Consider the following 19,000-nt stretch of genomic DNA (forward strand, 5'->3'; position numbering starts at 1 on the left):
TGATCCAAGCGGAAACGGCCGTTATCCATTCATACAACGGCCTCACCCTTCCCTTGACCGTCTATGGCCGGGGGCTCGCCTCTGCTGCTGTTCGTCGCTGCCGTGTCGCGGTCCTTCCATTTTGGCGGCTTGTTCTTGTACCGACTGCGGTACCAGCGGTCGGCGGCAATTGCGGCGGCCGTCGCGATCAGCGTCGCCGCGAGCGTCGTGCCGACGATTTCCGCAGGGTGAGCGGAGCTGTAGGTCATCCGAATCGCAATCAGCGTCGTAGGTACGAGCGTGATGCTCGACGTATTGAGGGCGAGCAAGGTACACATTGCCGCGGATGCCGTCTCCTTTTCCGGATTCAGCTTTTGCAGCTCCTGCATCGCTTTAATGCCCATCGGCGTCGCCGCATTCCCTAGCCCCAGTATGTTGGCACTCATGTTGCTCATTATGTAGCCGAGGGCGGGATGGCCCTTCGGCACGTCCGGGAAGAGAAACCGTACAGCCGGCTGAAGCAGCACGGCGATTTTGCGAAGCAGTCCGGCATCTTCTCCGATGCGCATCAAGCCGAGCCAAAACACCATGACGCTGATCAAGCCGAAGCTCACCGTGACGCCGCTCTTGGCTCCTTCAAAGGCCGCTTCCGTCAAGGCTTCCATTCGGCCGTTCACGATTGCCGCAATGAAACTGACCGCAATAAAGAAGAGCCAAATGAAATTTACCATCCCCCGGCCTCCTTCCCACCAAACAAGGTCGATAATGTGACCGTCAGCGCCCTGCGAAAGGACACCGACGACAAACTGGAATAAGCGGAGCGTACCCGGTTATCGCCGATAAACCATGCCGGCTTCTCCGGCAGCTTGATCCGCTGGCTTTGGGGCTCATAGACCGGAGTAGAGCCTATCTTAGTTTCGCCTATAAACCATTCCAGGCTGCCGCGCTCGCCCAGCAAATAAGCGGTTGTTCGGGCATCCAGCAGCGTCAGTCTCGAACGCAGCTGCTCCTTCTCTCCTTCGGCAAACGGATAGCGCAGCGTCCGTCCGACAGCCAGTGCATAACCGTTAATCGGCTGGCCTTTATGAGCGATTTCGCTCAGGTGATAGTTCCTAAAGCCATAATCAAGCAGCTTCCGGTGATCATTCCAATCATCGCCGTCGTTGAGCGTAACCGCTACAAGCTGCTGGCCGTTACGCGTTGCGGAGGTAACCAGCGTCCGCAGCGATTTCTTCGTATACCCGGTCTTTACGCCGTCAGCGCCTTCGTACATGGCCAGCATTTTATTTTTGTTGCGCCACTGATAGTCCCATTCTTCGATCGGATTCGGCGCCTTCTTCTCCTTGGTCTTTACGATTTCTTTAAACACCGGGTTTTTCAGAGCGTAAGCCGTTAATCTAGCCAGATCATTCGCTGACGAGTAGTGGCCTTCCGCATCCAGCCCGCTTGGATTCATGAATTGCGAATTCGAAAGTCCCAGCATTTGCGCCTTCTCATTCATCATGTGGACGAAGCCTTCCTCCGAGCCCCCGACGTGCTCGGCAATGGCCGTTGCCGCGTCGTTGCCCGACCTGAGCATCAGTCCGTAAAGCATATTATGCAGACTCATTTCCTCGCCGAGGCGCAAATAAATGGAGGACCCTTCTTTGCCGGCGGCCCGCTTGCTCGTCTTGACCATATCGGACAAATTCCCGTGCTCGATGGCGACGATGGCAGTCATAATCTTCGTCAAGCTGGCAATTAGCATCGGCTTGTCCCCGGCATGGCTGTAAAGGATCCGTCCGGACTCGACATCGATAAGCGCCGCGGCTTTGGCATGTGTAGCGACGGTTTCCTTCTCGTCTTCTGCTGCCGCAGGAGCTTGCAGAGCCGATGCCGATGCCGCTGGAACTACCAAAGGCAGAAGAAGCAGGGCCGCGGCAAATCCGGCAAACAGCCGGCAAAGATTGCGGGTAAACCTGAACCTCATACATTTCCTCCTTCGAAACATAAGGACAAGAGCATGGTCTTGTACCAGTATATGAACCGGGACAGGAGATATACTGGCCCGTCCCTAAAAAAAAGAAACCGCCCCGCAGGGACGGTTCCAGATGCAATTAGTGGCCATCCATACTTTCGATGAGGACTGATTCCAGTCCGCTGTCACTGCTTTGCGAGCTTTTTTTGAACATGGTTTGAATTTTATCGAAAACCTGAGGCGCAGAATCGATTACGCGCTCAATCAAATGCGTTTGGTTGTCGAGCGGTACGACACGAACGCCGTGCGTGCCTACAACCAGAAAGGCGATCGGCGTAATGGAGACGCCGCCGCCGCTGCCGCCGCCGAAAGGCAGCTGCACCGAGGCATTGTGCGCATCCCCCTGCTTATGTTCGTCAAATCGGATATCGCTTCCGCCGGCGACAAAGCCGAATCCTACTTTTGAAATCGGCATGATGACGCTGCCGTCCGGCGTCTGGACCGGATCGCCGACGATCGTGTTTACGTCGACCATTTCTTTAATGTTTTCCATTGCCGTTTGCATTAAGCCTTGAATCGGATGGTCTGCCATCTTAATTACGTCCTCCTTGGTTCAAAATCGTCAGCTGTACCTTGCCGTTCATATCGTTCCCCCGGTTGAACCTCATTATGTAATTAAGCTGTGAGTCATAATGCGGTTCACCCCGGACAACCTCATTATGTAATGAGGCCCTAATCAACCGCGAAGCAAAATGCGCTGCAGGCCGATCATCCCGCCGGGAACCCCCTTTGCCCGCTTTATGCGGATGAACAGCAGCATGATCGCGATGATCGCATAACCGAAGGAGACCTTAGCCGTAAATTGGCCTTCCGTAGCGAAATACGTTTTCTGATACACCGGCTCGACGGTCAGATTCGGTTCCGCCGTCAGCCTTACCAGCTGGGAGATAATGCCAAGCGCTGTCGTTTTCACCGACCACACCATGCCTGTCAGCATCGCGGTCCACATGGCATCGTCCGTTCCGACCGCCGTTTTCCAGCGCAGCTCCGTTAGCTGAATATGGTTCAACGTTTTGCGAACCCAACCGAGCAAATCGTCCGTATGCTTCAGCATCATTTGCGTCATGTCAATGGAGCGCATGATGGTCTGAGCGTCCATGCGCTGCATTTTCACGTCGCTGCTGCCGCCGCCCGCATTTTCCGCGGTCATTTCTTTCTTCAATTCGACACTCATGCCTTTGAACCGCATTACCGGCAGCTGCCAATGGTAATGAATAAGCCCTAGCAGCGCACGGATGCGCAGCTCGGCGTCGTCGTCGGTTCCGATTCGCTTCATATGTCCCTTTATCACGACGGGAGACAGCATTATAATCAGCAAAAGCAAAAAAAAGAGACCTGCCCCGATCATCCATCCGAGCGGGTAGCCAAGCATGGCGATTTCCCCCGTTTCCCTAATTTGGTCGGATATAGTATGACCTTGCGGACAAATCTCATTCTTTTCTTACTCTTCATTCGCGCTTTCTTCAAAGAGCGGTTCCGGCATCTCCTCGATCGTCAATTGACGGTTTTCAAGCTTCTCGAAGAGCGCCTCGGTATGCTCATCCAACGAATCGACAGTGACAGCAGACGGCTCCGGCAGCGCATCCAGCCCGGCGAGCCCGAAATAATCGAGGAAGGACTTCGTCGTCCCGTATAGAATCGGCCGCCCGATCTGTTCAGCACGGCCCACTTCCTCGATCAAATCTTTATTTACTAGCGATTGAATGGCCCTGTCGCTCTTCACGCCGCGGATTTCTTCAATCTCGACCCGCGTAATCGGTTGCCGGTAGGCAACGATAGACAACGTCTCCAGTGCTGCTTGCGACAAGCTTGACCGTGTCGGCGAATGAGCCATCCGCTCGAAATAGGCGGCATGCGCAGGATTCGTCGTAAGCCGGTATGCGCCCGCAACGAAGGACACCTGGATGCCTCGCTTCTTGCTTTTCAATTCCTTCGTCAAATCTTTTACGATATCCGAGGCAACAGCCGCATCGAGCTCAAGGATGTCGGACAGCTGCTTTGGCGTCAGCCCCTCATCCCCGGCCATGAATAGCAAACCCTCAATAATCAACTTCAGTTTCGAGAAATCCACCTTCGACTGCTTCTCCTCTCCAATGCACAACGATATCTTCAAACAGGCTGTGCTGATAGCAGCGGATATGCTTCATCTTCATCAGCTCGAGCAGTGCCAGGAAGGTTACGACCACCTCGTGCCGGCTCATGTCTTCACGGATCAGCTTGGAGAAGCGGACCGTTTCGTTCTCGCGCAGCACCTCGATAATATCGCGTATGCGGTCCTTGACCGAGATTTCGTCCCGCTGAATGGTCGCGACGACATTCCTTCTTGCCGCTTTGCGGAGCGCCTTCTGGAATGCCGCGATCAAATCGGAAACATTCAGCCCTTTCACGGGATTTTCCGGAACGGCTTTCATGAAAGGGGTCAGGTCCTCCGGCTCCTTCGTATAAACCAAGCTCCGCTCGAACTCCTGCTCGCGCAGCTGTTCGGCAATTTGCTTGTATTTCCGGTACTCGATCAGCTTTGCGATGAGCTCGTCACGGGGATCCAGCCCTTCATCGGACCAATCATCGTAATACTCGTCCTCAATGACAGGCGGCTTCGGAAGCAGCTGTTTGCTCTTGATGGACAGCAGAGTGGCCGCCATAACGAGAAACTCACTCGTTACCTCCAGCTCAAGCTCTTGCATCGCATTCAAGTAGTCCATATATTGATCCGTAATTTCGCTGATGGACACCTCGTGAATGTCGATTTCCGCCTTATCGATTAGATGAAGCAGAAGATCGAGCGGTCCTTCGAACGTTTCCAGCTTATACGTCACCGCCATGGTGAGAGCCAACTCCTACATCGATGTATTCTTAACCTTGAAGCACTTTCGTTAGGTTCGCCATTTCGATAGCCGTTACTGCCGCTTCCCAGCCTTTGTTGCCGGCTTTCGTCCCTGCGCGCTCGATAGCCTGCTCGATGGAATCTACGGTGAGGACGCCGAAAATCGTCGGTACGCCCGTTTTCAGGCCAATCGCGGCAACGCCTTTCGCAGCTTCATTGCACACATAGTCGAAGTGAGGCGTTGACCCCCGGATAACGGCGCCGAGCGTAATAACGGCGTCGTATTTGCCGCTCTCCGCCAATTTTTGCGCGATCAGCGGGATTTCGAATGCGCCCGGCACCCACGCGACGTCCACTTCGCTGTCGGCTGCGCCATGGCGCTTAAAGGCGTCAAGCGCGCCGCCGAGCAGCTTGCTGGAAATAAACTCGTTGAACCGTCCAACGACGACTCCATATCGTAATCCTTCGGAAATTAAGTGACCTTCAAATACTCGAGGCATTGATTATTCATCCTTTCGGTAGTCCTTGCTGGCAAGGGAAGTTAGTTATTGCGGCATATCATCAAACTTCAGCAGATGGCCGAGCTTTGATTTCTTGGTATGCAAATAGTTGTTGTTGCTTTCGTTGGCGTCCATTTGAATCGGCACGCGCTCGACAACCTCGATTCCGTAGCCTTCCAAACCGCGGATCTTGCGCGGATTGTTCGTCAGCAGGCGCATTTTGCGGATGCCAAGATCCTTCAAAATTTGAGCGCCTATGCCATAATCGCGCAAATCGGGCTTAAAGCCCAGTTTAATATTCGCGTCGACCGTATCCAATCCCTGCTCCTGAAGCTGATAAGCTTTCAATTTGTTAATAAGACCGATGCCGCGGCCTTCCTGGCGCATGTAGAGCAGAACGCCTTTGCCGGCTTCGTTGATCTGTCTTAGCGCCGCCTCCAGCTGAGGGCCGCAATCGCACCGGTGCGAATGGAAGACGTCGCCGGTTAAGCATTCGGAATGAACGCGCACGAGCGTCGGCTGCGCGGGATCGATTTCGCCTTTCACGAAAGCGACATGCTCCTTGTTGTCGACTTCATTCGTGTAGGCAACCGCGCGGAATACGCCAAAATCGGTCGGCATCTTCACATCGACAACGCGCTCCACCAATTTCTCTTTCTCATTGCGGTAGTGGATCATCTCTTGAATGGAAATCAGCTTCAAGCCATGCTTCTCTTTGAACTCAATCAAATCGGGCAGACGAGCCATCGAGCCGTCTTCTTTAATGATTTCGCAAATGACCGCTGCCGGCGCGGAGCCGCACATGCGGGCCAGATCGATTGCCGCCTCCGTGTGGCCGGCCCGGCGCAAAACTCCGCCTTTCTTGGCGATCAGCGGGAAAATGTGACCCGGACGCCGGAAATCATCCGCTTTCGTATTCGGATCGATCAGCGCTTGGATCGTTTGCGACCGTTCATACGCAGAGATGCCTGTCGTCGTCGAAACATGGTCGACGGACACCGTAAACGCCGTACCGTGGTAATCGGTATTGCGCTGCACCATCGGCGGCAGATCGAGCTCCTCGGCTCGATCTGCCGTAATCGGCACGCAGACGAGGCCGCGGGCTTCCGTTATCATGAAGTTGATGATCTCGGGCGTCGCTTTGCTGGCCAGTGCGATCAGATCGCCTTCGTTTTCCCGATCCTCGTCATCGACGACAATGACCGCTTTGCCCAGGATCAAATCATAGATCGCTTCCTCGATCGTATCAAACGCTTGGCTATTCATCGTCTCTCACTCTCCTCGTTAAGGATTATCCGCATTCCTGCCGGTTAGAAAAAGCCGTTCTCCGCCAGAAACGCTGCCGTAATGCCGCTCTTAGCCGGGGCGGATCTCCCGCCTCCGCTGCTGTCGACGCCTGGCCCGGCACCTCTAAAATGAAGCAGATGGTCTACATATTTGCCGAGCACATCGCACTCCACATTGATGACGCTGCCCGCTTGCTTGACCTGCAGCGCCGTCTCGCGGAGCGTATGCGGAATGATGGAGACGGAAAAGCTCGCATCGCTTGCGTGTACGACCGTAAGACTGATGCCATCGAGCGTGATGGAGCCTTGCGGGATGATATAACGCATCAGGCCGACGTCGTTCGGCCTGATGGTAAATACGACCGCGTTGACATCGTTCTCCCTCGCAAGCACTTCGCCCGTGCCGTCGACATGGCCTTGCACGATATGGCCGCCGAAGCGCCCGCCCGCCTTCATGGCGCGCTCCAGGTTCACCCGCTCGCCCGGGCGGATATCCCTCAAGTTCGTATGGCGAAACGTTTGCGGCATGACATCGACCGTGAAGACGGAAGAGCCGTGCAGCTCAGTCACCGTCAAGCAAACCCCGTTGACGGCGATGCTGTCGCCGATCGCGGCATCCTTAAGCACATGCGGCGCTTCTATGGTTAGCACCATGGCCTCGCCTTGCTTGTGAGCCTTCTTCAACGTGCCGATCTCTTCGATAAGTCCGGTAAACATTCCATTCTCTCCTCCTCTCCCCTAGCCCTTTCGCACGTTTACTCGGCTCCACCGGAGTGGTCGCCGAAAGGGCTGCGAAAGTATCCGCTGATCAGAATGTCGCTGCCAACCTGCTCGACCGACATCTCGCGGAGCGGGATGGCATCAGACATCTTCTCGAAGCCGCCGAATTGAAAAACACCTGGTGCGTCGGTCCCGCCGATCACCTTCGGGGCAACGAAGATCATGACCTTATCAATGAGTCCAAGCTCCAGCATCGCACCGTTCAGCTTCCCGCCGCCCTCGAGCAGAATGGAGCCGATTTCGCGCACGCCCAGCTCCTGCATCGCAAGCTTCAAGTCGACTCGGGTTCCAGCGCCGCAAGCTAGCACTTCTGCACCGGCTTCCGTGAGCGCGTTTCGCTTCGCTTCATCAGCGCCGGCAGTCGTCAGCACGATAACGCGGGACGTACGGTCTTGGAGCATTCGGGCTTGCGGGGGCAGCCGCAAGGATGAGTCCACGATAATGCGGACGGGATGAACAGCCGGCACGGATAGCCGTGTCGTCAGCTCCGGATCGTCCGCGAGCGCCGTTTCAACGCCGATCATGATGCCCATGTGGCGGTGACGCAGCGAATGCGTCAGCTCTCTTGCCGCCGGACCGCTCACGTACCGGCTGTCGCCTGTTTTTGCCGCCAGCTTCCCGTCGAGCGTCATTGCCGATTTCATCGTGACGAACGGCAGCTTCGTAACGATGTATTTGTTGAACATTTCGTTCATCCGCATCGACTCTTCGCCTAGCAGACCTACGTCGACGGCAATGCCCGCCTGTCTGATCCTCTCGATTCCGCGGCCGGCGACCTGCGGGTTCGGATCTGTGCAGGCGACGACGACCCGTGCCGCCTTCGCCTCTATAATCCGTTCGCAGCAGGGAGGCGTTCTCCCGTGATGGCTGCAAGGCTCCAGCGTCACATAGACCGTCGCGCCCTCCGCCTGCTCGCCAGCCATCTTCAATGCATGAACCTCGGCATGGCCTTCACCGCGCCGAAGATGGGCGCCGAGACCGACGATGCGGCCTTCCTTGACAACGACGCAGCCGACGACCGGATTGATCTCCGTCTGCCCTTGTGCCTTAGAAGCCATATCCAGTGCCAGCCGCATGTACATTTCATCGTTTAGGATTGCAATCGACATAATAAAAAATCACCCCTCGGCAGTCAGCCAACGGGGTGATGGGTGCATGAATCATGAAAGGGACGCATACGAAGACACATTCAAACAGACTCAGCAACAATGTGAAAAAAAGAACAAAGTTGGCGAGACATGAAAAAATGGAATTCGCGCAAAATCTCCTTCTCCCATCCAGACTGTACTGTCGGTCCCGGATTTGCACCAGGTCCACCGCTTCGCATGCCGTACGCCTCTCGGCGCTACACCAATGCGAATCGGGTCACGGACTGACAAAGCGGGCTTAGCGCCCCCTTTGATCACCGCCGGTTGGGAATTTCACCCTACCCCGAAGGAATAACGCAAATACTTTGAAGAAATGTTACCATTTCACCATGGAAATTGCAACTTGTTTTGTAGGCATTAACCGGACAGCTAGAAGAAAACCCGCAAACCGGTGCAGGTTCACCGATTTGCGGGTTCCTTGTCTTACAGTTCTTTTACTTCAACCTTGCTCATTTTGTCGCGGCCTTTGAAGGCATCGATATGCTCCATGCCTTTTGCCACTTTGCCGAAAACGGTATGTTGGCCGTCCAGGTGCGGCTGCGGCTGGTACGCGATGTAGAATTGGCTGCCGCCGGTGTTGCGGCCGGCATGCGCCATTGCGAGCGATCCGCGCTCATGCTTGTTCGGGTTGATTTCGCAGTTGATTTGGTAACCGGGACCGCCAGTGCCTGTCCCGTTCGGGCAACCTCCTTGCGCTACGAAACCCGGAATGACGCGGTGGAACGTCAGACCGTTATAGAAGCCTTCGTTCGCCAGCTTCTCGAAGTTTGCAACCGTGTTCGGCGCATCCTTGTCGAAGAGGTCAAGAACGACTTCGGCGCCGTTCTCCATTGTAATGAATGCTTGCTTTGCCATTGAATTGCTGCCTCCTCAAAACACAATTATTTAGCAGCCGACGTTTGCTGCATGCGCGCAGGAATGACGTCATTGCCGATGATATCGTCAAGCGACTCCCGTTTGACAGCTAGGTCAGCCGCGCCGTCTTTAACGAAGACGACTGCCGGACGGCGAATGCGGTTGTAATTGCTCGCCATAGCATAATTGTACGCTCCCGTGCAGAATACAGCAAGCAAGTCGCCGCTTTCCGATTTAGGCAGCTCAAGATCGATAATCAATTTATCGCCGCTCTCGCAGCATTTGCCCGCAACCGTAACCGTTTCTTCGAGCGGAGCATTAGCGCGGTTGGCAAGAATCGCTTCGTATTTCGACTCGTACAGAGCCGGACGCGGATTGTCCGTCATGCCGCCGTCAACGGCAATGTACTTGCGCACGCCCGGAATCTCTTTGCTTGTCCCGATCGTGTACAACGTTGTACCTGCATCGCCGACCATGCTGCGGCCCGGCTCAACCCAAATCTCAGGAAGCGGATAGCCCGCGTTCGAGAAGTTTGTTTTGATGGAATCGGTGATCGCCTTCACGTATTGCGAGATCGGAAGCGGCGTATCGCCCTCCACGTAGCGGATGCCGAAGCCGCCGCCAAGATTGATGACGCGGAACGTAATGTTCAGCTCTTCGCGAACTTGTACCGCGAAGCCTGCTACTTTATCTACAGCCATCTGGAAGCCTTCGACCTCGAAAATTTGCGAGCCGATATGCGAGTGAACGCCAAGCAGCTCAAGATTCGGTTGCGCATCCGCTTCTTGGATGGCTTTATAAGCTGTGCCGTTGCCCAGGTCGAAGCCGAATTTGGAATCGGTTTGACCAGTCGAGATATATTCATGCGTATGTGCTTCCACGCCAGGCGTGATGCGAAGCAGTACGTTAACTTTCTTGCCTTTGTCGCCTGCCAGCGCGTTCAGAAGGTGCATTTCATCGAAGTTGTCGACTACGAAGCAGCCGATGTTCGCGTCAAGCGCCATGTTGATCTCTTCCGGCGTTTTGTTGTTGCCGTGGAAGTGGATGCGTGCAGCCGGGAAGCCGGCTTTAAGCGCCGTATACAGCTCGCCGTCGGAAACGACGTCAAGGGACAGCCCTTCCTGCTCGGCGATGGCGCACATCGCCATAACGCTGAATGCTTTGCTTGCATAAGCTACTTGGAATTTCAAACCGGAAGCACGGAAAGATTCTACGTACTCACGCGCTCTTTGGCGAACGAGCGCCTCGTCGACGATGTAAAGAGGTGTTCCGAATTGTGCCGCCAGATCGGCCGTGTCGCAGCCGCCGATTTCAAGATGGCCTTGTGCGTTGATTTTGCTGGTACCGTGTAAGTACATTCAATTGCCCTCCATATTCTCCCATGAGTTTCCCAATCATTATGTTTTGCACCATTTAACATCAGTATAGCGCTTTTCGTCAATGGCCGAAATGGATAAATCCACATTTCATTTGCATTTATTGCAAACCAGCATCAGCGATGCTTCCCGTTCGGCATCCGGTCACGCTGCTGCGGCTTGAGCAGATTCGGCCGAGTACGGTTCGATAAAACCGGCACACGGAAGAGGATGCTCATGAGGCCCCGCAGGTCAAACGGAATCAGCGGCCACATATAAGGTCTGTTGAAGGAACGCTCCTTGACCAGCATAATGAACACGACCGTAGTCGCGATCATGAATCCGGGAACTTTAAACACGGCCACGGCGACGATCAGTAAAAGCCGTACGATCCGATTGGCGAGACCAAGTTCATAGCTTGGCGTTGCAAACATTCCGATTGAGGCGATCGCCATGTACAGAATGACCTCATTGACGAACAGTCCCGTTTTGACCGCGATATCACCGATCAATATCGCGGATATCAGCGCCATTGCGGTTGCCAGCGGGCTCGGCGTATGAATCGCCGCCATCCGCATCAAATCGACCCCGATCTCCGCCAGCAGAAACTGTACCACCATTGGGATCCGCCCGGCCTTCTGCGCGCCGATGAAATCCAGTGCAGGCGGTTTGAGCTCCGGTTTGAGTGTAAACAAAAACCACAACGGAAGCAAGAACAAGGATGCTGCAATGCCGAAAAATCGGACCCAACGCAGATACGTACCAATAAAGGGCGACTGCCGATTCTCTTCCGCGTGCTGGACGAGATTGAAGAAGGACGTCGGCAATATGATAACGCTCGGTGTCGTATCCACGAATAAAGCGATATGGCCCTCCATTAGGTGAACAGCCACCGTATCTGGTCGCTCGGAATACCTCACGAGCGGATACGGGTTCCATCCGCGCTTCACCGTCGCTTCCTCCAGCTGTTTATCGGCAAGCGGCAGACCGTCCAGCTTGATCGCTCTGATCTTATCTTTAATGCCCTTCAGCATCTCTTTATCGACGATATCGTCGATATAGGCAATACATACATCGGTCTGCGTACGTTCACCTACACGCATGATTTCGTAACGGAGCTGCTTGTCGCGCAGCCGGCGGCGGACTAAGGTTACGTTGACGAGCATCGTTTCCACGAAACCGTCCCGTGCGCCGCGGACGACACGTTCGAGTGACGGCTCATCCGGACTCCTGGCAGGAAAAGCCTTTGCGTCGATGATGAGCACAATCGGTTCCCCTTCGATATACATCGCAGTACCGCCGGCCAGAACAGCCGACATCATTCTATCCCAATCCGACTCCTGCGCCACTTGAATGGCAGGCACATAAAGATCGAGAAAGTCATGCATGACATGCGAGGAAAGATCGTCGGTCTGCAGGTAGGTCAGCCGCTTTAACACCTCGGTCAGCATCGTTCCATGGGCGAAGCCGTTCATGAATAAGAACGATACCCGCTTGTTGGCGTAGGTCATTTCGCGCACGACCACATCAAAGCTTTTCTTATAGCCGAGCTCTTCCTCCAGCTTCTGCAGGTAGGCTTCCATTTGAAGCGGGATCGGCACCTTCGGCTTCTCATTCTCTTTGCTAGGCTGCTTGCGGTGTCCCATAATCGGCTGCTGATCCTCATCGTGAGGGAATTCGGAGATTCGGATGTCTTCGTACTCCTCCGCCTCCTGCCCCGCTCCCGCGCCCGCCTCCAAGCCGGCATCAGCGCTTAGAATCATCTCGGATTCCAAATCAGCATCATCGATCTCCGGCGTGTTCTTCAATATTCCTTCACTGTCGTACCAAAAAACATGAACGGGCTTCTTAAATCCCGATTCCGGATGATTGTCTTTGCCATGCTCACGTTCGCTCATCGCTTCTCGATCCTTTCCTCAGCATAGATTTGTTACGATCCGTCATCCATCCACTGAAACACGAGCCAATCAAACAAGGACCCCGTCACTTTCCCAAGCACCATAGCATAGACCAGGCTGACCAAATAATTGCTGAGCCGCAAACGCTTTGCCAGGATCGGCAGCACATTCATCACTTCGGTCAAGGCAGCGCCGAGCATGCCGACAAAAATGCCGTCGAATGTTCCGATCAATGGCAATGTCAGCCATTTCGGCAGCCAAAAGCGAAACTCCAGAAAATCCGCAAACGACCAGAAAACCGCCCCGCTCACGACAGCCGTTTCAAACCAGATGGATTTGCGGTACGCGTAGGCAATTTGCGCCAATCTCGGAATGAGGTCCAGCACAATCAAGAGCGCGACGAGCGCACTGCCTACGCCGAGACCGCCGGCAAAGCCGAGTATCGCGACAAATAGGTTCGCAGCGTACGTTCTAGCCATCGCTTGTCTCCGCTTCCGGCCGCTTCTGTACCTCTGCCGTCCCGCCGGATGCCGTTTTCTTGCGCATTTCGTCGGCGATCACATAGGCGTTGACATTTTCCTCGTACATATACAGCTCAACCTCCAGCGGATTGGGCTCCTCATTGAATCGTTTGCGGAACAGATGGTTGAAAAAAATTAGCATGCCGACACCGATCCCAACGGAATACGGGACCTGAAACCAGAGCGGATGCTTCGTCTTCTTGCCGGTGACCAGCTCCGTGATCCGCACATGGACCTCCTTCATGCTGACATCGGTATGGAAATTCATGATCGCGAGCCCGGAGCCGAAAAACAGCAGCAGCCACGTGGTGAGGAGCAGCGCGAGCCTTGGCTTTTTCGGCGCATCCGCGACAATGACGAGCACCTCTTGGTCACCGTAGGTGTCAATGACAATCTCCGGTTCCGCTTCTCGGACCAGCTTCACGATCTGGAGCAAATCGATGACAACCCGATTGCCGTCCTTCTGGGTGTGGCGGTGAAGCACTAACGCCGACAGCCGCTTCTCCGTCTCGGGGTTGCTGGCAAATAATCGAGCTGCCCGACCTAAAGTGATATGTTCTCCGGGTTTGATGCCTATGCGCTTTCGCAGCCGCAAATGAAGACTGGATGGCATATTGGAGCTCATGCGGCACTCCCCCCTTGCAGTCATGATTTCCTTGTTAGTATGATTAAAGGAGCGCAAGGATAAACAGAGCAAACACAGCAAAAAAAGCCAAATCGCCCCGAGGGACAATTTGGCTTTTTCGCATGAACGTTCACTGCGCAATTTGATTGCGTATGAGCTGCAATATTTTTTTCTCCAGCCGAGATACCTGCACCTGTGAGATGCCCAGCCGGGCCGCGACCTCCGATTGGGTCTGGTCACGGTAATACCGGAGAAATACGATGAGCCGCTCCCGCTCCGATAACCCGCCGATCGCTTCGTTCAACGCAAGCTTATCGAACCAGCGCTCCTGCGAATCGTCGGCGATTTGATCCATCAGCGTAATGGGATCACCGTCGTTCTCGAACACCGTCTCATGAATGGACGTTGGCGGCTTGTTCGCTTCCTGGGCGAAGACGACGTCCTCGGGCGTGATGCCGAGGTGGTCCGCCACCTCTTTGATCGTCGGAAGACGGCCAAGCACCTTGGACAGCTCGTCCTTGGTCTTGCGCACCTTATTCGCGGTTTCCTTAAGCGAACGGCTCACTTTGAGCGTGCCGTCGTCCCGAAGAAAACGCTGAATTTCGCCAATAATCATCGGGACGGCATAGGTCGAGAACTTCACCTCATAGGAAAGATCGAATTTATCGACTGACTTGAGCAAGCCGATACAGCCGATCTGGAACAAATCTTCCGGCTCGTAGCCCCGGCCCATAAACCGCTGAACAACGGACCAAACAAGCCGGATGTTGCATTGCACGAGCGTGTCGCGCGCGAGCGTGTCTCCCGATTGACTTAGCGCAATGAGCCGCTTGACCTCGGAATCATCCAAATAAGGCTGCGCCGTTTGTTTCATATCGACTTCCATGCGGTCCAACCCCTATGCGCCTAATTAAAAAGCGCTTTTTTCGATTCGATGCGCTTCGTCATCGCAATAGACGTCCCTTGGCCCGGCTCGCTGCACACGTCGAAGCCGTCCATGAAATTTTCCATGATGGTAAAGCCCATCCCGGAACGCTCCATATTCGGTTTAGAGGTGTACAGAGGCTGGCGCGCAAGCTCCAAGTCCTCAATGCCTCTGCCCTTGTCTCTCACCGTAAGCTTCACGACATCGCCTTCGATAACGCCCTCGATCGTTACCATACCGCTCGGATCGCTGTCATAGCCGTGAATAATCGCATTGGTCACTGCCTCGGAGATGGCCGTCTTCAAATCATTCAGCTCATCCATCGTCGGGTCCAGCTGGGATACGAACGCGGCAACCGCAACACGCGCGAACGCTTCATTTTCCGAACGTGCGGAGAATGAAAGTGTCATCTCGTTTCTACCGTTCATGAAACGACCTCCAAACTTGTGAGCGCGAGCCGCTCGTTCTCGTGAATCGGCAATATTTTGAACAAACCAGACAGCTCGAACAGCCGGTAGACGCTTTGGTTCACGTCGCATACGACCATTTTGCCGCCTTTGGCTTTCAACTGTTTGTACCGGCCGAGAATCACGCCAAGTCCTGAGCTGTCCATAAACAACAGGTCTTTCAGGCTGAGAATGACATGGGCGCTGTTGCCGTGCAATATCGCTTCTTCCATCTTGAAACGGACAACATCCGCGGTATGGTGATCAAGCTCGCCCCGCAGTCTGACGATGAGTACATCACGGTAATGCTCTAGTTCAACCTGAAGGCTCATACTCTTGTTCACTCCTAAACTTCAATTTTTCGGAGCACAAGCTATCCTCGGAACACTCGGATAGGTTAGTGTTGAACAAGCAATTCTACGCCTTGGCTTTCTTTTCCTGCCACCCGACAAAACTAGAAGCAGAGCGCTAAGAGCAGACAAAAACCATCAACTTTCTAGCTGAACAAACTGCCGCAAGACCGCTTGAACAAGGTCCACCAGCCGGCACGTTTGACCGATGCAGGGGAATCGACCGCAAACTCGGTCAGCACCTGATCGCCCTGGAACACAATCAGCTTGCCGATCGGCTCGTTGATCGTAATCGGCGCTTTCAGCGGCTGAAGCTGCAGCTCATAGCGGATGTCTTTCACGGAGCTGCCTTTCTTGAGCAGAACGCTGTAGGAATGCTTCGCCGTCAGCTGAAGCTTCGGCAAGACGCCTTTTTCGACCGAAACGACGCCCATCTGGTCGCCCTTCTTGAAGATCGTGTGGTTCATATATTGCGCGAACGAATAATCGAACATTTGGGAAACTTCGGCGTTGCGTGTCTTCGTATTCGGCTCGCCCATGACGACGGCGATTACGCGAAGGTTGTCCCGGCGTGCAGTTGCGGTCAAGCAAAATTTCGCTTCGCTCGTAAAACCGGTTTTCAGCCCGTCGGCACCCGTATAGAAGCGGACCAGCTTGTTCGTATTGACGAGCCAGAACGGCTTCTCGCTCGATTTGCGCAGGTAATCCTGGTAAAGGCCGGTATATTTCGTAATTTCGCTATGCTTCAGCAGCTCTCTCGACATGATGGCGATGTCATGCGCCGAGGAGTAATGATCGGTTGCCGGAAGCCCGTTGCAATTGGCAAAATGGGTATTCTTCAAGCCGAGCTCCTGCGCGCGTTTATTCATCATGTCGACGAATGCCGCTTCGGTGCCGGCGATTTTTTCAGCCATCGCGACGGATGCGTCGTTGCCGGAGGCAAGCGCGATGCCCTTCAGCATCTCTTCCACGCTCATCTGCTCGCCCGGCTCCAAAAAGATCTGCGAACCTCCCATAGAAGCGGCATATTCGCTCGTGGATACTTTATCCGTCAGCTTGATGCGGCCTTCATCCAGCGATTCCATAATGAGCAGCATCGTCATGACTTTCGTGATGCTGGCCGGCGGCAAGGCGGCATGGCTGTTTTTCTCGTAAATGATCGTACCGCTGTCCGCATCCATCAGAATCGCGGATCGTGCGGACGGCGCCAAATCCGCTGCGCTTGCGGCCTGTCCCGCATTCGGAGCGGCTCCTTCTTTGGCCCAAGCTGCGGCCGGTGCTGTCAGAACGAATATCGCCGTTATACTTGCGGCGAGCATTTGCTTCCATTTGCTGTTCATCGATTGTTCTCCTCCTGAAAAGATGCCCGCGGCAAAGCAAGGCCGCAACTCGGCTAATATCTCATTCCTATTGTGGACTAGTGGCGTGCAAAATATTCCAATTTTTTCATTGAAAATGAAAACGGTGGGGAAACAGATGTAGTACTCACAGGACACCTCTTACGTCGTTTCCGCGTAAATCGATCCAATGTAGTGCTCTCAGGGCACCTCTTGCGTCGTTTCCGCGTAAATCGAGCCAATGTAGTGCACTCAGGGCACCTCTTGCATCGTTTTCGCGTAAATCGAGCCAATGTAGTGCTCACAGGGCACTACTTACGTCGTTTTCGCGTAAATCGAGCCAATGTAGTGCTCACAGGGCACTACTTACGTCGTTTTCTCCTCCAATAGAGCAGATGTAGTGCTTTCTGGGCGCTCCATGCGATCTGTCAAACAAAAAAAGACCGAACAGGACATCAGCCCTGTTCAGCCTCTTTCAAAAACACCTGTTTAAAACCGCTGCACGCCCTGCTCCGTCACGACGGACAATAGCAGCGGCGAAGGCGACACGGGCTCGCCGCTGAACGTGTACGCGCTTTGCACGCGCCGAATGACGTCGCGGACGGATGCGTTGTCCTCGCGTACATGAAGCAGCGCAAGCGTTTCGCCTTTCCGCACGTGATCGCCGACTTTACGCTGCAGCACAACGCCTACGGCATAGTCGATGACCGACTCCTTCGTCGCGCGGCCGGCGCCAAGCAGCATCGCCGCAAGCCCCAGCTCCTCGGCTTGGATGGCCGCTACATAGCCGTCCGCCTCGGACGGCACCTCGAGCACGAGAGGTGCCTGCGGCAGCAGCGACGGATCATCCGCTACGGCCGGGTTACCGCCCTGCGCCGCTACGAACACCTTAAACTTCTCCAGCGCTGCACCGGAATACAACCGGTCACGCAGCATCGCATCCGCTTCCGCCAGGCTGCCTGCCCGCCCGCCCAGCACCACCATGTGCGAGCTGAGCGCCAAGCAGAGCGTTGTCAGATCCTCCGGTCCTTTGCCATGCAGCGTGTCGATCGCCTCCTGCACCTCGAGCGCATTGCCGATCGCGTAGCCGAGCGGTTGATCCATGTCGCTGATGAGCGCCGCCGTCTGTCGGCCAACCTCCGTTCCGATCTCGACCATCGCCTTGGCCAGCTTCTCGGAATCCTCCAGCGTCTTCATGAAAGCGCCGCTGCCTGTTTTCACATCGAGCACGATGGCATCCGCGCCGGCTGCAATCTTTTTGCTCATTACGGAGCTCGCTATAAGCGGAATGGATTCCACGGTTGCGGTTACATCGCGAAGCGCGTACAGCTTCTTGTCGGCAGGCGTCATGTTGCCGCTCTGACCGACAATCGCCAGCCCGATGTCATTCACTTGCGCGATGAACTCGTCCCGAGTCAGCTCGGTGCGGAAGCCTGCCATAGCCTCCATTTTGTCGATGGTACCGCCCGTATGTCCAAGGCCCCGGCCGGACATCTTCGCTACAGGAACGCCGCAGGAAGCGACAAGCGGGCCGATAATCAGACTTGTTTTATCGCCGACGCCGCCGGTGCTGTGTTTATCGACCTTAATGCCGTGAATCGGGGACAAATCGACTTGATCGCCCGACTCCGCCATCGCCATGGTTAAATTAGCCGTTTCCTCCGCGTTCATGCCGCGAAAAAAAACAGCCATTGCCCAGGCCGAGAGCTGATAATCAGGGATGTCGCCTTGGCAATAGCCTTTTATAAGAAATGACAGCTCGTCCTTCGACAAGGCGCCGCCATTTCGTTTCTTGTGGATGATATCGACTGCTCGCAAGCGGATGAGCCTCCTTATGTATTCACCATATCTGTAAACGGCCCCGGATCATCGCCTGGCACTCAAAGCCTTGGTCTTTTCTGTCTGCACCTTGACGATCAACTGGTCAAGCGTTTGGGAAAGCTGGATGACGTCCCGGTCCAGAAACGAATCCTTTCTCATCGCAGCGTCAACTAATTGCCCGCGGAGTCGTTCCAGGCGGCGATAACTATGATTGTCCATGAAATTCCAATCCCCACTTTTATAGTGTACTTTCAGTCACGGACATTATACGACGACAAGCGGACAAAAGAATGTCACAATCAGTCGAGGCATTTGTTACAATTTTGTTACAAC

General features: G+C 54.7%; 21 protein-coding genes and 1 riboswitch. All 21 genes read right to left on the reverse strand.

What is annotated here, in order from left to right; translation table 11 throughout:
• Positions 1 to 29: 29 nt before the first annotated feature.
• The 21 genes from DL346_RS13665 to DL346_RS13765 all read right to left on the reverse strand — a co-directional run bounded on the left by DL346_RS13665 (position 30) and on the right by DL346_RS13765 (position 18,886).
• Positions 30 to 710, reverse strand: coding sequence for a nucleoside recognition domain-containing protein (locus tag DL346_RS13665; RefSeq protein ID WP_112882652.1), 681 nt, complete (start codon positions 708 to 710; stop codon positions 30 to 32).
• Positions 704 to 1,948: a D-alanyl-D-alanine carboxypeptidase family protein gene (locus DL346_RS13670; protein ID WP_112882653.1), complete on the reverse strand. Its 1,245-nt coding sequence runs from the start codon at positions 1,946 to 1,948 to the stop codon at positions 704 to 706. The genes DL346_RS13665 and DL346_RS13670 overlap by 7 nt, the downstream gene beginning before the upstream one ends.
• Before the next feature lie 127 nt (positions 1,949 to 2,075).
• On the reverse strand, positions 2,076 to 2,528 hold the full coding sequence (ytfJ, locus tag DL346_RS13675) for a GerW family sporulation protein (protein ID WP_112882654.1): 453 nt from the start codon (positions 2,526 to 2,528) through the stop codon (positions 2,076 to 2,078).
• A 144-nt stretch (positions 2,529 to 2,672) separates the two neighbouring features.
• On the reverse strand, positions 2,673 to 3,368 hold the full coding sequence (locus DL346_RS13680) for a DUF2953 domain-containing protein (RefSeq protein ID WP_112882655.1): 696 nt from the start codon (positions 3,366 to 3,368) through the stop codon (positions 2,673 to 2,675).
• Positions 3,369 to 3,437: 69 nt separating this feature from the next.
• The gene (gene scpB, locus DL346_RS13685) at positions 3,438 to 4,067 is read right to left on the reverse strand and encodes an SMC-Scp complex subunit ScpB (protein WP_112882656.1); all 630 of its coding nucleotides are present in this window, start codon (positions 4,065 to 4,067) and stop codon (positions 3,438 to 3,440) included.
• Complete coding sequence (locus DL346_RS13690; protein ID WP_112882657.1) at positions 4,036 to 4,818, reverse strand: segregation and condensation protein A; 783 nt, start codon at positions 4,816 to 4,818, stop codon at positions 4,036 to 4,038. Before DL346_RS13690 ends, scpB begins: the two co-directional genes overlap by 32 nt.
• Before the next feature lie 31 nt (positions 4,819 to 4,849).
• Complete coding sequence (gene ribH, locus DL346_RS13695) at positions 4,850 to 5,320, reverse strand: 6,7-dimethyl-8-ribityllumazine synthase (protein ID WP_112882658.1); 471 nt, start codon at positions 5,318 to 5,320, stop codon at positions 4,850 to 4,852.
• Positions 5,321 to 5,365: 45 nt separating this feature from the next.
• Positions 5,366 to 6,586, reverse strand: coding sequence for a bifunctional 3,4-dihydroxy-2-butanone-4-phosphate synthase/GTP cyclohydrolase II (locus DL346_RS13700; protein WP_112882659.1), 1,221 nt, complete (start codon positions 6,584 to 6,586; stop codon positions 5,366 to 5,368).
• 44 nt (positions 6,587 to 6,630) lie between these two features.
• Positions 6,631 to 7,323 carry a riboflavin synthase gene (gene ribE / locus DL346_RS13705; protein ID WP_112882660.1) on the reverse strand — a complete coding sequence of 231 codons (693 nt, stop codon included), beginning with the start codon at positions 7,321 to 7,323 and terminating at the stop codon, positions 6,631 to 6,633.
• Between the two features lie 38 nt (positions 7,324 to 7,361).
• The gene (ribD, locus tag DL346_RS13710; protein WP_112882661.1) at positions 7,362 to 8,495 is read right to left on the reverse strand and encodes a bifunctional diaminohydroxyphosphoribosylaminopyrimidine deaminase/5-amino-6-(5-phosphoribosylamino)uracil reductase RibD; all 1,134 of its coding nucleotides are present in this window, start codon (positions 8,493 to 8,495) and stop codon (positions 7,362 to 7,364) included.
• Positions 8,496 to 8,647: 152 nt separating this feature from the next.
• Positions 8,648 to 8,829: riboswitch (FMN riboswitch) on the reverse strand.
• 128 nt (positions 8,830 to 8,957) lie between these two features.
• Entirely contained in the window at positions 8,958 to 9,389 is a 432-nt protein-coding gene (locus DL346_RS13715; RefSeq protein WP_112882662.1) for a peptidylprolyl isomerase, read from the reverse strand.
• Between the two features lie 26 nt (positions 9,390 to 9,415).
• Positions 9,416 to 10,747 (reverse strand): diaminopimelate decarboxylase, encoded by a 1,332-nt coding sequence (gene lysA, locus DL346_RS13720; RefSeq protein ID WP_112882663.1) that lies wholly within the window; start codon positions 10,745 to 10,747, stop codon positions 9,416 to 9,418.
• Positions 10,748 to 10,881: 134 nt separating this feature from the next.
• Positions 10,882 to 12,642 (reverse strand): spore germination protein, encoded by a 1,761-nt coding sequence (locus tag DL346_RS13725; protein WP_240633157.1) that lies wholly within the window; start codon positions 12,640 to 12,642, stop codon positions 10,882 to 10,884.
• A 32-nt stretch (positions 12,643 to 12,674) separates the two neighbouring features.
• A complete protein-coding gene (locus DL346_RS13730; RefSeq protein WP_112882664.1) occupies positions 12,675 to 13,121 on the reverse strand; it encodes a stage V sporulation protein AB in 447 nt (148 codons plus the stop codon).
• Complete coding sequence (locus DL346_RS13735) at positions 13,114 to 13,788, reverse strand: stage V sporulation protein AA (RefSeq protein ID WP_112882665.1); 675 nt, start codon at positions 13,786 to 13,788, stop codon at positions 13,114 to 13,116. The genes DL346_RS13730 and DL346_RS13735 overlap by 8 nt, the downstream gene beginning before the upstream one ends.
• Before the next feature lie 130 nt (positions 13,789 to 13,918).
• Complete coding sequence (sigF, locus tag DL346_RS13740) at positions 13,919 to 14,674, reverse strand: RNA polymerase sporulation sigma factor SigF (RefSeq protein ID WP_112882666.1); 756 nt, start codon at positions 14,672 to 14,674, stop codon at positions 13,919 to 13,921.
• A 20-nt stretch (positions 14,675 to 14,694) separates the two neighbouring features.
• Entirely contained in the window at positions 14,695 to 15,141 is a 447-nt protein-coding gene (gene spoIIAB / locus DL346_RS13745) for an anti-sigma F factor (RefSeq protein WP_112882667.1), read from the reverse strand.
• Positions 15,138 to 15,491: an anti-sigma F factor antagonist gene (gene spoIIAA / locus DL346_RS13750; protein ID WP_112882668.1), complete on the reverse strand. Its 354-nt coding sequence runs from the start codon at positions 15,489 to 15,491 to the stop codon at positions 15,138 to 15,140. Before spoIIAA ends, spoIIAB begins: the two co-directional genes overlap by 4 nt.
• Positions 15,492 to 15,655: 164 nt before the next feature.
• Positions 15,656 to 16,849 carry a D-alanyl-D-alanine carboxypeptidase family protein gene (locus DL346_RS13755; protein WP_206098517.1) on the reverse strand — a complete coding sequence of 398 codons (1,194 nt, stop codon included), beginning with the start codon at positions 16,847 to 16,849 and terminating at the stop codon, positions 15,656 to 15,658.
• 486 nt (positions 16,850 to 17,335) lie between these two features.
• Positions 17,336 to 18,664, reverse strand: a complete 1,329-nt coding sequence (locus DL346_RS13760) for a pyrimidine-nucleoside phosphorylase (protein ID WP_112882669.1) — start codon at positions 18,662 to 18,664, stop codon at positions 17,336 to 17,338.
• A gap of 48 nt (positions 18,665 to 18,712) precedes the next feature.
• Positions 18,713 to 18,886: an aspartyl-phosphate phosphatase Spo0E family protein gene (locus DL346_RS13765; RefSeq protein WP_112882670.1), complete on the reverse strand. Its 174-nt coding sequence runs from the start codon at positions 18,884 to 18,886 to the stop codon at positions 18,713 to 18,715.
• Between the last annotated feature and the right edge of the window lie 114 nt (positions 18,887 to 19,000).

It is taken from the genome of Paenibacillus montanisoli (genome assembly GCF_003268025.1).
GTDB lineage: Bacteria > Bacillota > Bacilli > Paenibacillales > Paenibacillaceae > Paenibacillus_Z > Paenibacillus_Z montanisoli.

What these genes read in the sequence shown, in the direction of transcription:
- DL346_RS13715 (WP_112882662.1), bottom strand. Translation starts at nt 9,389, where the DNA reads ATGGCAAAGCAAGCATTCATTACAATGGAGAACGGCGCCGAAGTCGTT.
- ribD (WP_112882661.1), bottom strand. Translation starts at nt 8,495, where the DNA reads ATGTCGATTGCAATCCTAAACGATGAAATGTACATGCGGCTGGCACTG.
- DL346_RS13700 (WP_112882659.1), bottom strand. Translation starts at nt 6,586, where the DNA reads ATGAATAGCCAAGCGTTTGATACGATCGAGGAAGCGATCTATGATTTG.
- ribH (WP_112882658.1), bottom strand. Translation starts at nt 5,320, where the DNA reads ATGCCTCGAGTATTTGAAGGTCACTTAATTTCCGAAGGATTACGATAT.
- DL346_RS13725 (WP_240633157.1), bottom strand. Translation starts at nt 12,642, where the DNA reads ATGAGCGAACGTGAGCATGGCAAAGACAATCATCCGGAATCGGGATTT.
- DL346_RS13670 (WP_112882653.1), bottom strand. Translation starts at nt 1,948, where the DNA reads ATGAGGTTCAGGTTTACCCGCAATCTTTGCCGGCTGTTTGCCGGATTT.
- DL346_RS13665 (WP_112882652.1), bottom strand. Translation starts at nt 710, where the DNA reads ATGGTAAATTTCATTTGGCTCTTCTTTATTGCGGTCAGTTTCATTGCG.
- DL346_RS13690 (WP_112882657.1), bottom strand. Translation starts at nt 4,818, where the DNA reads ATGGCGGTGACGTATAAGCTGGAAACGTTCGAAGGACCGCTCGATCTT.
- ribE (WP_112882660.1), bottom strand. Translation starts at nt 7,323, where the DNA reads ATGTTTACCGGACTTATCGAAGAGATCGGCACGTTGAAGAAGGCTCAC.
- spoIIAB (WP_112882667.1), bottom strand. Translation starts at nt 15,141, where the DNA reads ATGAACGGTAGAAACGAGATGACACTTTCATTCTCCGCACGTTCGGAA.
- ytfJ (WP_112882654.1), bottom strand. Translation starts at nt 2,528, where the DNA reads ATGGCAGACCATCCGATTCAAGGCTTAATGCAAACGGCAATGGAAAAC.
- spoIIAA (WP_112882668.1), bottom strand. Translation starts at nt 15,491, where the DNA reads ATGAGCCTTCAGGTTGAACTAGAGCATTACCGTGATGTACTCATCGTC.
- DL346_RS13765 (WP_112882670.1), bottom strand. Translation starts at nt 18,886, where the DNA reads ATGGACAATCATAGTTATCGCCGCCTGGAACGACTCCGCGGGCAATTA.
- DL346_RS13730 (WP_112882664.1), bottom strand. Translation starts at nt 13,121, where the DNA reads ATGGCTAGAACGTACGCTGCGAACCTATTTGTCGCGATACTCGGCTTT.
- lysA (WP_112882663.1), bottom strand. Translation starts at nt 10,747, where the DNA reads ATGTACTTACACGGTACCAGCAAAATCAACGCACAAGGCCATCTTGAA.
- DL346_RS13680 (WP_112882655.1), bottom strand. Translation starts at nt 3,368, where the DNA reads ATGCTTGGCTACCCGCTCGGATGGATGATCGGGGCAGGTCTCTTTTTT.
- DL346_RS13735 (WP_112882665.1), bottom strand. Translation starts at nt 13,788, where the DNA reads ATGAGCTCCAATATGCCATCCAGTCTTCATTTGCGGCTGCGAAAGCGC.
- sigF (WP_112882666.1), bottom strand. Translation starts at nt 14,674, where the DNA reads ATGGAAGTCGATATGAAACAAACGGCGCAGCCTTATTTGGATGATTCC.
- DL346_RS13755 (WP_206098517.1), bottom strand. Translation starts at nt 16,849, where the DNA reads ATGAACAGCAAATGGAAGCAAATGCTCGCCGCAAGTATAACGGCGATA.